The 13,594-nt window shown below is 53.6% G+C and carries 14 protein-coding genes; 4 read left to right on the top strand and 10 right to left on the bottom strand.

The annotated features are described in order from the left end of the window. Positions 1–55: 55 nt before the first annotated feature. Positions 56–2,977 (bottom strand): S-layer homology domain-containing protein, encoded by a 2,922-nt coding sequence (locus C7386_RS05550; protein WP_116704987.1) that lies wholly within the window; start codon positions 2,975–2,977, stop codon positions 56–58. 313 nt (positions 2,978–3,290) lie between these two features. On the opposite strand from C7386_RS05550, the gene C7386_RS05545 reads away from it, so the two are divergent. The 4 genes from C7386_RS05545 (at position 3,291) to C7386_RS05530 (ending at position 6,925) form a co-directional block, all read left to right on the top strand. Continuing rightward, on the top strand, positions 3,291–5,222 hold the full coding sequence (locus tag C7386_RS05545) for an ATP-binding protein (protein WP_318261194.1): 1,932 nt from the start codon (positions 3,291–3,293) through the stop codon (positions 5,220–5,222). 266 nt (positions 5,223–5,488) lie between these two features. Then, a complete protein-coding gene (locus tag C7386_RS13685) occupies positions 5,489–5,641 on the top strand; it encodes a hypothetical protein (RefSeq protein WP_318261193.1) in 153 nt (50 codons plus the stop codon). After that, positions 5,634–5,945, top strand: coding sequence for a type II toxin-antitoxin system RelE/ParE family toxin (locus C7386_RS05535; protein WP_116704986.1), 312 nt, complete (start codon positions 5,634–5,636; stop codon positions 5,943–5,945). The genes C7386_RS13685 and C7386_RS05535 overlap by 8 nt, the downstream gene beginning before the upstream one ends. A 662-nt stretch (positions 5,946–6,607) precedes the next feature. Continuing rightward, complete coding sequence (locus C7386_RS05530) at positions 6,608–6,925, top strand: DUF4866 family protein (protein ID WP_110436412.1); 318 nt, start codon at positions 6,608–6,610, stop codon at positions 6,923–6,925. Positions 6,926–6,992: 67 nt separating this feature from the next. Here the strand turns inward: C7386_RS05530 and C7386_RS05525 are convergent, their stop codons facing one another. From C7386_RS05525 to C7386_RS05485, 9 genes are read right to left on the bottom strand one after another with little or no spacing between them, the layout of a single operon-like run. After that, positions 6,993–7,319, bottom strand: a complete 327-nt coding sequence (locus tag C7386_RS05525) for a threonine/serine exporter family protein (RefSeq protein WP_110436413.1) — start codon at positions 7,317–7,319, stop codon at positions 6,993–6,995. A 25-nt stretch (positions 7,320–7,344) separates the two neighbouring features. After that, the gene (gene atpC, locus C7386_RS05520) at positions 7,345–7,743 is read right to left on the bottom strand and encodes an ATP synthase F1 subunit epsilon (protein WP_110436414.1); all 399 of its coding nucleotides are present in this window, start codon (positions 7,741–7,743) and stop codon (positions 7,345–7,347) included. Continuing rightward, positions 7,743–9,140, bottom strand: coding sequence for a F0F1 ATP synthase subunit beta (gene atpD / locus C7386_RS05515; RefSeq protein WP_110436415.1), 1,398 nt, complete (start codon positions 9,138–9,140; stop codon positions 7,743–7,745). Before atpD ends, atpC begins: the two co-directional genes overlap by 1 nt. Positions 9,141–9,157: 17 nt before the next feature. After that, on the bottom strand, positions 9,158–10,111 hold the full coding sequence (atpG, locus tag C7386_RS05510; protein ID WP_110436416.1) for an ATP synthase F1 subunit gamma: 954 nt from the start codon (positions 10,109–10,111) through the stop codon (positions 9,158–9,160). After that, complete coding sequence (gene atpA / locus C7386_RS05505; RefSeq protein ID WP_110436417.1) at positions 10,099–11,607, bottom strand: F0F1 ATP synthase subunit alpha; 1,509 nt, start codon at positions 11,605–11,607, stop codon at positions 10,099–10,101. Before atpA ends, atpG begins: the two co-directional genes overlap by 13 nt. A gap of 14 nt (positions 11,608–11,621) precedes the next feature. Further along, positions 11,622–12,128 carry an ATP synthase F1 subunit delta gene (gene atpH / locus C7386_RS05500; RefSeq protein ID WP_110436418.1) on the bottom strand — a complete coding sequence of 169 codons (507 nt, stop codon included), beginning with the start codon at positions 12,126–12,128 and terminating at the stop codon, positions 11,622–11,624. Continuing rightward, complete coding sequence (gene atpF / locus C7386_RS05495) at positions 12,125–12,616, bottom strand: F0F1 ATP synthase subunit B (protein WP_110436419.1); 492 nt, start codon at positions 12,614–12,616, stop codon at positions 12,125–12,127. Before atpF ends, atpH begins: the two co-directional genes overlap by 4 nt. A 15-nt stretch (positions 12,617–12,631) precedes the next feature. Then, positions 12,632–12,847 (bottom strand): ATP synthase F0 subunit C, encoded by a 216-nt coding sequence (gene atpE, locus C7386_RS05490; RefSeq protein WP_110436420.1) that lies wholly within the window; start codon positions 12,845–12,847, stop codon positions 12,632–12,634. Positions 12,848–12,880: 33 nt separating this feature from the next. Continuing rightward, positions 12,881–13,567: a F0F1 ATP synthase subunit A gene (locus tag C7386_RS05485; RefSeq protein WP_116704985.1), complete on the bottom strand. Its 687-nt coding sequence runs from the start codon at positions 13,565–13,567 to the stop codon at positions 12,881–12,883. Positions 13,568–13,594 lie beyond the last annotated feature (27 nt).

Here is a 13,594-nt window from a genome sequence, read left to right as displayed (position 1 = left end):
CATACAAGACATAGACATATGGTAGACAACAATAATGTCTGCCGTTTTGACTTTTTTACTGATACCGCGTCCAGTCGGGGACGCTCGTCAGCTTCGTCCAGCTTTCGCCGACCTCGCCCTGACGGTTGAAGTCATGGCTGTTCGTGGCCTCCTGTACGGCGAGATAGTGCCAGTCGGACGGCTTGTTGTCCGGCCACGTTACCATGCTGTCCAGCAGGTCGCTTTCGCTCTGCGGCATACGGCAGAGCACGCGGTTGATCATCGTCATAGCCTCAGCGCGGGTGATGCGGGCGTCGGGGCGGAACGTGCCGTCCGGATAGCCCGAAATCCAGCCGAACGCAGCCGCTCTCTCGATCTCGTTTTCCGCCCAGTGACCGGAAATATCGGAGAAGCTGCCGCTGTTCTCGACCGTTCTGGTGCTGAAGCGCGCACAGATCGCCGCAAACTCCGCACGGGTGATCGAGGCATTGGGGTCAAAGCTGTCCGCACGGCGGCCCTTGACGATACCGAGCTTTGCCATCGTGGAAACCGCCTTGTTGTGCCACTGGCCGTCCGAAACATCGGAAAATTCGTTGTCAGCGGTCAGATTTCCGTCGCGGATGTCCGCTTTGAGCAGTCTAAAGAAGATTGTCGCCGTTTCCGCGCGGCTGATATTGCCCTCCGGGTGTACCTTGCCGTCCGGATAGCCGATGACATAGGCGAAATGGTCATCGCCGTTGAGCTTGTCCGGCACGCCGGTCGCCTCCCATCCTGCGTAGACCGTCTTGTCGCCGTTCATCGTCACGCTTGTGATCTTCTGCGTCAGCGCCTTGTCCGCATACCAGCCGGTAAAGGTATAGCTCTCGCGTGTCGGGGTCTTGTCGAGCGTCACCTTCGTGCCGGAAGAACAGCGCTCATCCTTGTAAGCCGTGCCGCCGTTCGACTCGTAGTGCAGGGTGTACCGGGTCGAATGATGGGAGGAGGAGCTGTTTCGGGTGTTGGTAAAGACCGCCGCTGCGGTGTTATTCTTGATGATACTGCCGCTGGCGTTGACAGACGTTGTGGTGTAGCCGTCCTTATCTGCCTCCGCCTCGGTTACGGTATAGGTGATTCCTGCAGGCAGGCCGACAGCAGTCTTGCTCTCACCGTGCTTCAGAACGAAGGTTGCGACTCCATTGGCAAAAGTCATTTCACCAAATGTGCCGTTGATGCCGGTATCACCGAGCGTCACGGTGAAGTTGAACGCCTTTGAGGTATCTCCGTTGTTTCCGGCTACGGTCTTGGCAACGGACAGTTTGCCGTGCTCCGCCTCCCAGAGACCGTAAAGAACCGTATCCGTATTCAGAACAGTACCATCCACAAACGGCTGCGTGCATTCCTCATCCTTGTACCAGCCATCAAATTTCAGGTTCAGGTCCTTCCCGTCCACTGCGTTCTGCAGCGGCGAGGCAGGCTTGTACGTCGTTGCGCGCGCGACGTACTCTGGCTTGGGCGGATTAAAGTCCGGCGTCAAGGGCTTGACCCATTGATAGCTGATGCAGATCGGGCCGGTGATGGTGATGACGACCTTCTCGCCGTAATTCGCGCCCCTGATCTCGCCCGCCGGCGCCTGCGGCGGAATCGGCAGAATGTTCAGAGAGGTCTGGATGGCGTCGTCGTTGTCGTCGTCGTTGTTGTTGTTGTCGTCGATGGCCGCAAGGTTCTGTTCGGTATGGCGGTAGGGCGTCGACTTGAACTGCGGCGTTCCGCTGTTGTCGTCATAGCCGGTGAAGTGGTAATAATCCACCGACGCGACCTTGGCGGACAGGATATGGTCGACGTCCTTCAGCTGATTCCAGCTGTATGGCTCGCCCGCGCCATCGGTGAAGCTGTTCACACGAATGCTCAGCTTCTCGGCTGTGCCCTCGCCGACATTGGCGTCGATTTGGGTTATCAGCTCTTTGAGCGCATCGTTGATGTTGTTCACCTGACTGAGTCCTTTGAAATAGTCCGCGCCGTTTGTTGTAGACGCATTGCCGCAGATGGACGCCATGGTGGAGTTGAAGTTGTCCCGCTGCTTGTCGACGTCGTGCAGAGGATTACTGCTTTCCAGGTTCAGCTGGTGGAAATCGCCCAGACCGAAAATGGTCGCGTCATAGGTTTCCTTGAGCATGTTCGCCGCCTCGATCGCCGCGTTCGGGCGCAGCTGCTGATAAGTGCCGCTGTTCTGGTAGGGGAGCGAGCTGGCGGCGATGCAGACGATCAGATTTCGATCCTCACCGGTTGACTTGTGCGCCTTGGCGATCGAGGCAAGCCGCTCCGTGATGGTCAGACCGGCGTCCATGCGCGCCGCACCGGCGTACCACGGCACCATTGTATTGGCGTCGATGACCTGCTTGGCGTCGCTGACCGACAGGAACACATCCTCATAGTCATCTGTCAGATAGTTCGACGGCAGCTGCGGCAGGGACGCGTCATCTTGAAAGTCGCATTCCGTCCAGCCGCTCTGCGAATGAAAGACACCTTTGGTATCGTCTTTGGTATAATAGCCGGTGTTCAGGCTGGCATTACTGCTCGACAGCGTGCCGGGGTAGAGCGCGGCATCATAGCTGTCGCCGATGCCGGGGTTGTTGATGCGGCCGTAACCCGCGATCGCAATGCGGTGCTTGCCGCCGGTGGTCGGCTGCGGCATCCCGTCCAACAGGCGGTCTATGGCGCTCAGGATTTCCGCGCGCTCGTCGCCGGAATTGGCCGAGCCATTCTGCGTATTCATGAATTTTGACTGCTCGATCAAAAAAATGATGTCGCAGGGCTTGACCGTCCGGGTCTTGTTGGCCGGATCGGTCATGTAAGCCTCGATCTGCGCGGTGATCTGTCCGGTCTCTGCGTGCTGCACGGTGGCCTTGACGGTCGGCGCCGCGTTTTCTGCGTTTTCTACCGCCTGCGCCGGTGCCGGAAGCAGGGCGAAGATCATGCAGAATGCCAGAAAACAGGATAAAATACGTCTTTTCATATCCATATCATTCCTTTCTCAGCATGAGATATACTGTACATTTTCACAATTATAACACTGGAGCGGAGCGTATTCAAGGAATAAACTGGAACGAAACGATGCAGAAAAACCGCAGAAAGTGTATTTTTCTGCACAAATTTTATATTGATGCTATATTCTAATTTATCTGTGCGCTTTGCTTGACGATGATACATTACTTTGTTAGAAAGTAATGTGTGAATGTTGAGCGAGGTGATAGCATGAACAACATATGCTATATTGAAGACTGCATGAAAATATGCTATGATAAAATTGGTAAATTAGGATTTAGAGGATGTGAATGAGCAGCATGAAGCAACCGAAAAAAGGAGTTAATTTGAAAAAACTCCTTAGGCTGAAGAATACAGGCAGTATCTTTGTGATTGCTGGGCTTTTGATCATTTTTGTAATAGCGTTGTACACATTTATTCTGCAAAGTTCTTACACTAAGACCGCCCTTGAAACAGAAATCACACGTGACACAGCGAGTGCAGATGCAGTACACAAACTTGTGGATGGAAGAATCGGCAAAGAAGATTTTGATCAAATCAACGATCAATCTGATGAAAAGAATCCATTATATAAGGATATTTCTTCATATTTCAATGAAGTCAGAACACTGAATTCTACTCGATATATTTACACCGCTAAAAAAAATGAAGAAGGAAAACTCGTTTATGTGGTAGACGGTTTGGACCCGGATGCGGATGATGTAAGACACCCCGGAGATTATATTGAGGACGAAATGGTTCCGTATATTAATAGGGCTATTTCTGGAGAGAATGTGTACTCTCAGGATATCATTGATACAACATGGGGGCCGATTTTTACGGCTTGCTATCCTGTAACCGCAAATCATGATGGAACAGGAGAAATCATTGGCGCATTTTGCATTGAAATGGATATGCAGTCAGCTTATGGAATGGTTGAAAAGACGAATCATATTTCCATCATCTGCGGTTTAGTCGCAGGAGCTGTATTGCTTTTAATTTGTCTATATACCTATTATGTTTACCAGAAAAGCAAGGCAGAAGAGCAAAAACAAAAACAACTATTAATGAACGCCGCTGAGGAAGCAGATGCTGCCAACAAAGCAAAATCTGCGTTTCTGCTTAGTATGAGCCATGACATCAGAACGCCGATGAATGCCATTATTGGATTTACAAACATTGCGCTTCACCAGAACATGGTTTCAGATATTCATGACAGCTTGAAGAAAGTTCAACAAAGTTCGAATCATCTTCTCTCTTTGTTGAATGACGTTCTGGATTTTAGTCGCATTGAAAGCGGAAAAGTTACTATTTCGCCCGAGCCAGTGGACATGAATCAATTGGCAGATAACGTCCAGGCGATTATGAATGGACTTCTTTATAATCGAGATCTTCAGTTTGAAGTACATCGAGAAAACCTAAAGAACCCATATGTCCTTGCGGATGTTGTGCGTATCCGAGAAGTTTTGGTGAATCTTCTTGGCAATGCTGTCAAATTCACAAAGGACGGCGGAGCGATTACTTTGGATATCAGCAGTTACCCAGGAGCGGATGAGAAACATATCATAATTCGTTATGTTGTTCGAGATAACGGTATTGGCATGAGCGAAGAGTTCCAGAAAAAATTATTCGATCCGTTTTCACAAGAAGATGATGCTAATGCCAGAACCCAATATAAGGGAACCGGTCTTGGTATGGCCATCACAAAAAAATATGTGGATATGATGGACGGTTCGATTGCTGTTGAGAGCAAAAAAGGTGTAGGTGCTACATTCACAGTAGAGATCCCGCTGGAGTTGCCAGAACAGGTTATTCCATCAGAACAAAAACAACATCTGCATAGAGATTTGACGGGTATTCATGTTCTTATGGCTGAGGATAATGATCTAAATGCTGAACTTGCTACGATAATGCTGGAAGATGCTGGTATGATCGTAACACGCGCATCAGACGGAAAAGAAGTTGTGGATTTGTTTAAAAATAATCCACGAGGCACATACGATCTTATTTTGATGGATATTATGATGCCAAACATGGATGGACACCAAGCAGCAAAAGCCATTCGAGCCTTGGGTATAGAGCGGTCCGATGCAGTTACGATTCCAATTATAGCTTTGTCTGCAAATGCTTTTATAGATGATATTCAGGAATCCCTGGATTCAGGCATGAATGACCATATTTCCAAGCCGATTAACATAGAGGAATTAATCGATACGATCACTAAATACATTAAACGCGATTAGGAAAACAAAGAAGTTAATTCTGATGAAAAGTTTGCACAAGTATGCGGAATATTTGCTCGATAATGATTTACGCAGCATTTGCAGGTTATATTGATACTTTAGCATAATTGAGCTGAAATAATATCAAGGAGGTTGATGGTATGAATATGATTAGACCGGTATCGGATTTGCGAAATAATTTTGCGGACATTTCTAAGACGGTGCGCGAAACGGCTCAGCCTGTCTTTTAACCCCCAAATGGGTATGGTGATATGGTCGTTTTGAGCATGGAAGCGTTTAAAAACCTGCAATTTGAAAGTGAGGTTTACTTCAAGCTGCAAGAGGCCGAGCGAGAAGCAGAGCTGACAGATCAGCGATATTCCTCCAAAGATGTATTGAAAGCGATGAAAGTCGCTATTGGAGGGGAGCAGGGTGTATAAGCTGGAGTATCTGCTTGTTGCCCAGAGAGATATGGTTGAGATTGTGCGCTATATCAGTGGGAAGTTACAAAAACCTGATGCGGCAGATTGTTTGGTGATGGAGCTGGTGAACGTTGCGGAAAGAGTAATCACATTTTCGTATGCGCTTCCGGCGTATCAACCAATTCGCCTGTTGAAGCGTGAGTATCGAAAAATCTTAGTTCAGAATTTTTTGATGTTTTACTGGGTGGACGAAGAAAAGAAGCTGGTGACAGTCGCTCGTGTAATGTATGCTAAACGAGATATTGGCAGATTGCTGGAGTGATGAAAGGTCGAATGGCTAAGACGATTAAGGAAATTGTGGATAACTGTGGAGTGCCTGAACAGACTGTACGCGGTTGGTGTAGGTGAAACCATGTTGCGAAAGAAAGTTTCGCATTTAGTAAAAGCCCCAAAGCTCGATATAGTATCTGTCATACGGGAAGCGCCTTTTGCAATATTGAGCGAATGGGTTCAGTTGAAATTTCAAGTAGCAGAGCGCCGAAAAAGTGGTATAATGAATAAGTAAAAGAAAGACAGATGCGAACAAAGCGTAGGTGCAGGCGGTATTTCGCTGTGTATGCCGCGTATGCCAAAGCGTGTGCCAGTGAGAGGATTGTAAACAACCAGGAATCGCAGACTTTTAATCGAGGCCGATTTAACCGCTGTTGAGCGACTGTAGAGGGTCAACAGGGGGTTGCAGACCTTTGTCCGTTCAGGTCATAATTTCCCGACTTGGTTACTGTATGGTGTATATTTTCTTGTGATAGTAGTGCTGCTTATTGCTCCTAAGATGAAGAAGTGAGAAACTTCAAGTTTGTCAACTTGCTCTTTGAGAGAGGAAAAATCCTTTTCTCAAAGGGCTTTCTATTTATCCGGATATTCGCAAACTGCAAGATCAAGCTAAAACTTCATATACTCTAAGCACAAGGAGGTTGAGGTTTGGCTATGAATAACAGTTTAGCAAAAGTACACCCGGAGCTTGTTTCGGAGTGGTCGGAGAAGAATTTAACGCTTACGCCTGTAACATTACGTTCGGTTCAAATCAAAAATGAAATCCAGCAGAGGTGCCCGACAGCGATGGTATTCTACGGTCAGGACACCGGCTGCAAGCTGCAGGAAAATCACGATGAGCTGGGCGTTCTGCTGCCGCTTAAGGAGTTTGAGCATAACATCCTGCACCATCTCGAGCAGGTGGACGGCATTGTGCTGCGCTGTCGCGAGGAAATGATCCATCAGGCAGGCAAGGACTCGCTGCCGCTGTAAAACGAATAACAAAACCGCTGCTATGAGGAAAAACTCACAGCAGCGGTTGTGGCTTGTCTGCAGAAAATCAGGTGCAGTAACGGAACATCTTATCCGTCATAATGCGGGCGAAGATCAGTCCGAGCGGGAGCGCGAGAATGATCAATGTGGCAGATGCGAACCACGAAGCGGAAATACTCAGGTTCATCGTACCGAGATTGTAAATTACACGGTAGAGATACAGACCGTGCACCTGCTCGATCTCGTCAAGATGGGTGTGCAGCTGCTCGCCCGTCATGCGGGAGCAGCTGTCGGCAAACTCAGCGATGAACTGCTCGAGTCGGTTGCGTTTTGAGGTGCTGGTCAGCGTAAGCGTCTGCGAAAACGCCTGCTCCGATGTTCCATCTGACAACATCGGAGCAGGCGATTAAAAAGGGGAGTCAGCGGGTAGCCTTCAGGCGTGCCATAGCACGGGCCAGAGCCGCTTTGGAGAGATGATATTCACGAATACTCTGCTTCTGGCGCAGCCGTTCTTCCGCGCGCTCTTTGGCGCGTTCGGCACGCGCACGGTCGATTTCGTCAGGACGTTCGGCGCTGGATACCAGAAGAATGCAGTAGTCCGGCATAATTTCTGCGAAGCCGTCGCTGACAACGACCTCGTGCGGTGTGCCGTCTGTCTGGAACCGCACCGTACCCGGACGGAGTGCGGTAACGACCGGCTCATGTCCCGGCTGCACGCCGTATTCACCGTCGAGTGCAGGCATAGTCAAATTGGTTGCCGGTCCGGTGTAAAACTGCCGGTCTGGCGTGATGATCTCCAGATAGAAGGTGTTCTCCATCAGAGTGCCCCCATATCCTTGGCCTTTTTGTGGACCTCGTCTACCGTGCCGACCATGGAGAAGGCAGCCTCCGGATACTGGTCAAGTTCACCGCCGAGCAGCGCTTCAAAGCCACTGATGGTGTCCTCAAGCGTTACATAGCGCCCTTCCAGACCGGTAAACTGCTCGGCAACCGAGAACGGCTGCGAGAAATACTGCTGCATGCGGCGGGCACGATCGACAATGCGGCGGTCGTCTGCACCAAGCTCCTCCATACCGAGGATGGCGATGATGTCCTGCAGTTCGCGGTAACGCTGCAGCAGCTCCTGTGCGCCGCGTGCGACCTTGTAATGCCGCTCACCGACAATATCCGGCTCGAGGATACGCGAGGTGGAATCCAGCGGGTCAACGGCAGGGTAGATGCCCTGCTCGACAATCTTACGGGAGAGGACTGTCTTGGCGTCCAGGTGGGTAAACGTGGTCGCCGGAGCCGGGTCGGTCAGGTCATCCGCCGGAACGTAGACCGCCTGCACGGACGTGATTGCGCCGTCCTTGGTGGAGGCGATACGCTCCTGCAGAGCACCGACCTCATCAGCCAGCGTCGGCTGGTAGCCGACCGCCGAGGGCATGCGGCCCATCAGTGCGGAAATCTCCGAGCCTGCCTGTACATAGCGGAAAATATTGTCGATAAACAGCAGCACGTTCTGCTTTTTCACATCGCGGAAGTATTCCGCCATGGTCAGACCGGTCAGTGCAACGCGCATACGCGCTCCGGGCGGTTCGTTCATCTGTCCGAACACCAGCGCGGTCTTGCTCAGCACGCCGGATTCCGCCATCTCGCGCCACAGATCGTTGCCCTCGCGGGTGCGTTCGCCGACACCGGTGAAGATGGAGTAGCCGCCGTGCTCGGTGGCGATGTTGTGAATCAACTCCTGAATAAGTACGGTCTTGCCGACACCGGCGCCGCCGAACAGACCAATCTTGCCGCCCTTGGCATACGGCGCGAGCAGGTCGATGACCTTGATGCCGGTCTCGAGAATCTCGGTCGTCGGGTTCTGCTGTGCAAAATCCGGCGGCGCACGGTGGATGGACCACTTTTCCGGTGCGTTTACATCGCCCTTTTCGTCGATCGGCTGACCGAGCACGTTGAACATGCGTCCAAGGGTCGCTTCACCGACCGGCGCTTCAATCGTGTGGCCGGTGGACAGCACCTCGTCGCCGCGGCCGATGCCCTCACTCGGGGAGAGCATGATGCAGCGCACGGTGTCGCCGCCGATGTGCTGTGCGACCTCCATCATGCGCGGCTGTCCGTCCGGTGCAACGGTAAGCGCTTCATTTATCTCAGGCAGGCTGCCGCCGTCAAAAGCAACGTCCACAACCGGACCTGTTACCTGTACCACGGTACCTTTGCGTTTCATAGTAATTTCCTCACTTTCTATGCGCGTCTGCCGTCTGCGAGAAAGCGGACGGTCCGCGTCGGAATCGGACGGCGGGGCTGCGGTGTTTCCGCGGCGCTGCCCTGTGTGCCGCCGACGATCTCGGTGATCTCCTGCGTGATGGCGGACTGCCGTGCGCGGTTGTAGTGCAGTGACAGCGATTTGAGCATATCGCGTGCGTTGTCGGTCGCGGAGTCCATTGCTGTCATGCGGGCATTCTGCTCGGCACAGAAGGACTCGACCAGCGCGCCGAACAGCTCACCCTTGACATAGCCGGGCACGAGATGCTCGAGTACGCGGTCTGCCGAGGGCACATACTGCACCATCTGATGATACGGTCCGTGTTCACTCGGGCGCGGCTCCCATGGGAATGCGTCAATGTCGAGCGGCAGCAGCTTCTGCACGCGCGGCTCAAGCCGCATAGGCGTTACCATTTCGGTGTAGACGACATACACGTCGTCGAGCTGACCTTCGCGGAACAGACGGATGAAAATATCCGCAATGTCCCGCGCACGGGCAATCGTCGGGTCCTGCACGGTGAACATGAACTCGCCGTCCACGCGAATGTCGCGTTCGGCGAAGTACGCGCGGCCCATCTGACCGATGAGGAACAGCGTTGGATCGTCCTCCTGCGCAAGATGCTTCTCGGCCAGACGCAGCACGTTGTGATTGTACGCACCGGCCAGTCCCTTGTCGCCCGTGATAACGATGTAGCCGGATTTGCGGCGCTTGACCTCGGGCCGCTTGTCGAAATAAATATGCTCGATTTCAGGGGAATGGTGCAGAATATCGGCAATCGTGGAGCTGATCTTGAGAAAATACGGCTGCACATTGTTCAGCTGCTGCCTTGCCTTGCGCAGCTTGGAGGACGAGATCAGGTACATCGCGTTTGTGATCTTGAGCGTTTGCTGCACACTGTCAATGCGGGTGCGGATCTCCTTTATGCCTGCCATGCTGCACTCACCTGATCTTTATAGGTTTTCAGGGCTTCCCGGATCTGCTCGGCAGCCGTGCCGGTCAGGGTACCGGTGGACTGAATCTCTGTCAGCAGGGAATCGGGCAGACTGTCGGCAAATTTCTGCACAAAATCGCGTACCCGGTCGAGCGGAACATCGCTCAGCAGACCGTTGGTCGCCACATACAGGATAACCGCCTGCCGCCATACCGGCATCGGGTGGCACAGCGGCTGCTTGAGGATTTCCATCAGGCGTTTGCCGTGCTCGAGGGCCTGCTGAGTGTCCTTGTCCAGATCCGAGCTGAACTGGGTGAATACCTCCAGCTCGCGGAAGCGGGCAAGATCGATACGCAGCGTACCGGCGGTTTTCTTGATGGCCTTGGTCTGTGCCGCACCGCCGACACGCGATACCGACAGGCCAACGTTGATTGCCGGACGCTGACCGGCAAAGAACAGGTCGTTTTCCAGATAAATTTGACCGTCCGTGATGGAAATGACGTTGGTCGGAATGTAGGCGGAAACATCGCCTGCCAGCGTTTCGATAATGGGAAGCGCGGTCATCGAGCCGCCGCCGTACTCCGGCGTCAAGCGGCAGGCACGCTCGAGCAGACGGGAATGCAGATAGAATACATCGCCCGGATACGCCTCACGGCCGGGCGAGCGGCGCAGCAGCAGCGACAGCGTGCGGTAAGCGACCGCGTGCTTGGACAGATCATCATACACGATGAGCACATCGCGGCCCTGACTCATGAAATACTCGCCAATAGCGGCGCCGGCATACGGCGCGATATACTGCTGCGGCGCACCGTCTGCTGCGGTGGCGGAAACAATGATGCTGTAATCGAGTGCGCCGTATTTCTCGAGCGTGCCGCGCAGGCGCGCCACTGTAGATGCCTTCTGGCCGATGGCAACGTAAATGCAGATCATATCCTGCCCCTTCTGGTTCAGGATGGTGTCGATGGCAATGGACGTTTTGCCGGTCTGGCGGTCGCCGATGATCAGCTCGCGCTGACCGCGTCCGATCGGCACCATCGAGTCAATGGCAAGGATGCCGGTCTGCATCGGCTGGTTTACCGGTTCACGCGATACCACACCCGAAGCCTCTCGCTCGATCGGACGGCGCTCGGTCGTTTCAATCGGTCCAAGGCCGTCAATCGGTTCACCGAGGGCGTTGACCGTGCGGCCGATCATCGCATCGCCGACCGGAACGTCAGCCGCACGTCCGGTGCGGCTGACCGCCGAGCCTTCATGCAGGCCGTCCTCGCTGCCGAGCAGTACCACGCCGACGCTGTCACGTTTAAGGTCGAGCACGATGCCGTGCACACCGGTGTCAAACTGCACCAGTTCGCCGTATACAGCGCGGTTTAGACCGTAAACGGTGGCGATACCGTCGCCGACCTCGATGACCGTGCCGGTTTCGTCGCAGCGCGTGCGGTTGTCATATTGTTCAATCTCCTCGCGGAGAATAGATAAAATCTCATCTGAATGGTTCAATGGTTTTCACCCCTTTACAGGTCATGCGCCAGTGCGCGAAGCTGTCCGCGCACGCTTTTATCGTAGGTTACGCCGTCGATTTCGGCAGTAAAGCCGCCGAGCAGCGTGTCGTCCTGCACGATTTCAAACGTAACTGCACAATAACTGTGTCGTGCGCACAGCAGTTTGGCAAGCGAACGCAGCGATTCATCATCCGGTTCGCGGGCACAGCGAAATACGCACAGGCCCTCACCGCTGTCGCGCAGCTCAAGCAGACGAAACTGCCGGACGATCTCCGGCAGGAGCGCAAAGCGGTTTTTGTCCGCCAGCAGCAGATAGAAGTGCTTCAGCTCGCCCATCGCATCAAAATCGGGCAGGCGGGACAGCACAGCCTTTTTCTCCCGCGCGGAAACGGCAGGCGAGCACAGTGCATCCCATAACGGCGCACAATCGGTCAGATAATCGGCGGTGTGCTGCAGATCGCTCAGCGTGCAGCCGGTATGGCGCAGTGCACCGGCATACTGTACGGCGGTCGAGCTCATCGTGCGGCCTCCGTTTCTTCACGCAGAAAATCGTCGATCATGGCGCGGTCGGTGTCGCTGTTCAGCTTCTGCCGGGATACCTTGGCGGTGGTCAGCAGAACGAGAGCGGTAATTTCCTTTTTCGCCTCACGGAGCATCTGCGTCCGCTCGGATTCCCGACGGCGGGCAGCCTGCTCATCGAGCCGCTGCACAGCGGTCTGCGCCTCTGCGACAAGACGATCGTACTCCTGCTGACCGCGTGCGCGGGCCTCCTCGATGATCTGTGCGGCCTCCTGCTTTGCGGAAGCAAGCTGCGCGGCGTGCGCGGTCTGCTGCTGCTCGGCCTCGGCGAGACGCTTGTCCGCCTGATCGAGCGTGTCCGACACCTGCTGCGCACGGTCATCGAGCATTTGGGTAATGGGGCCGAACAGGAATTTCTTCATCAGCACGAACAGGATGAGCAGATCAACAAACACCCAGATAATCTGCGAATTTAGATTGAGGATCATTCGATCTCACCCCGATCAATTCATGAAAATCAGCAGGATACCGATCAGAAAACCGTAGATGGCGGTTGCCTCGGCCAGTGCACAGCCGAGGATCAGGTTTTTGCTGATCTGGCCGGAGGCCTCCGGCTGACGCGCAATGGCTTCCGAGGATTTCGCGGTTGCATAGCCGATACCAAGACCGGCACCGATGCCGGTCATAACTGCAATAGCTGCACCAATAGCAATACTCATTTTTTTGTGGTCCTTTCTCAGATAAAACAGTGCTTATTCAAGGGATTCCGACAGGAAAAGTGTTGTCAGGAATACAAATACGATCGCCTGTATCATGCCGTCGAATACATCGAAATACAGGCTCAGCGGGATGGGGACAACGACCGGAACGGCCATTTTGACCAGCTCCATGATAACGAATCCGGCGAAAATGTTGCCGAACAGTCGCATGCAGAGCGACAAAGGCCGAATGCCGATCTCCATAATGTTGAGCGGCGTGACGACCGAAACCGGTTCGCTGAACTTTTTCAGTCCGCCGCGCAGACCGTGGAACCGGAACTGCGAGCCGTAGATCAGCAGGGCGCTCATGATCGCCAGACCGGCGGTGACGTTCAGGTCTTTGGTCGGCGGCGTAACGCCGAACAGACCGGCCATGTTCGCCAGCGCCAGATACAGACCTACCGTGCCGAGGTACGGGGCGAAGGTGCGCCAGTATCGGTCGCCCAGTGTGTCGCGGCAGAAATTGTTGATGAAGCCCACCAGCATCTCTGCGGCGATCTGCTTTCGCCCGGGACGCTTGCGCAGTCCGTGCGTCAGCCAGATGGCAAGCAGGGTCAGTACAACTATGATTGCCCAGCTTACCACAGCGGATTCCGGAACCGGTATTCCGCCGAACAGCGGAATCTCGAACGCAATATGGGTTTGCAGTTCGGCATTCAATTCCGCTTTGATTTCACCCAAAGGGCATCACCTCGTTTGTCTATAAGT

The sequence above is a fragment of the Agathobaculum butyriciproducens genome (genome assembly GCA_003096535.1).
Taxonomy (GTDB): domain Bacteria; phylum Bacillota; class Clostridia; order Oscillospirales; family Butyricicoccaceae; genus Agathobaculum; species Agathobaculum butyriciproducens.
The sequence above is the reverse complement of the archived record's forward strand: the minus strand, read 5'-3'. Positions and strand labels throughout refer to the sequence as shown.

Bases quoted from the DNA above. Each gene is read 5' to 3' on its own strand.
- atpF (WP_110436419.1), bottom strand. From the start codon at position 12,616: ATGATCCTCAATCTAAATTCGCAGATTATCTGGGTGTTTGTTGATCTG.
- C7386_RS05550 (WP_116704987.1), bottom strand. From the start codon at position 2,977: ATGGATATGAAAAGACGTATTTTATCCTGTTTTCTGGCATTCTGCATG.
- C7386_RS13685 (WP_318261193.1), top strand. From the start codon at position 5,489: ATGGAAGCGTTTAAAAACCTGCAATTTGAAAGTGAGGTTTACTTCAAG.
- atpC (WP_110436414.1), bottom strand. From the start codon at position 7,743: ATGGAGAACACCTTCTATCTGGAGATCATCACGCCAGACCGGCAGTTT.
- atpE (WP_110436420.1), bottom strand. From the start codon at position 12,847: ATGAGTATTGCTATTGGTGCAGCTATTGCAGTTATGACCGGCATCGGT.
- atpG (WP_110436416.1), bottom strand. From the start codon at position 10,111: ATGGCAGGCATAAAGGAGATCCGCACCCGCATTGACAGTGTGCAGCAA.
- atpD (WP_110436415.1), bottom strand. From the start codon at position 9,140: ATGAAACGCAAAGGTACCGTGGTACAGGTAACAGGTCCGGTTGTGGAC.
- C7386_RS05530 (WP_110436412.1), top strand. From the start codon at position 6,608: ATGAATAACAGTTTAGCAAAAGTACACCCGGAGCTTGTTTCGGAGTGG.
- C7386_RS05525 (WP_110436413.1), bottom strand. From the start codon at position 7,319: ATGTTGTCAGATGGAACATCGGAGCAGGCGTTTTCGCAGACGCTTACG.
- atpH (WP_110436418.1), bottom strand. From the start codon at position 12,128: ATGAGCTCGACCGCCGTACAGTATGCCGGTGCACTGCGCCATACCGGC.
- C7386_RS05545 (WP_318261194.1), top strand. From the start codon at position 3,291: ATGAGCAGCATGAAGCAACCGAAAAAAGGAGTTAATTTGAAAAAACTC.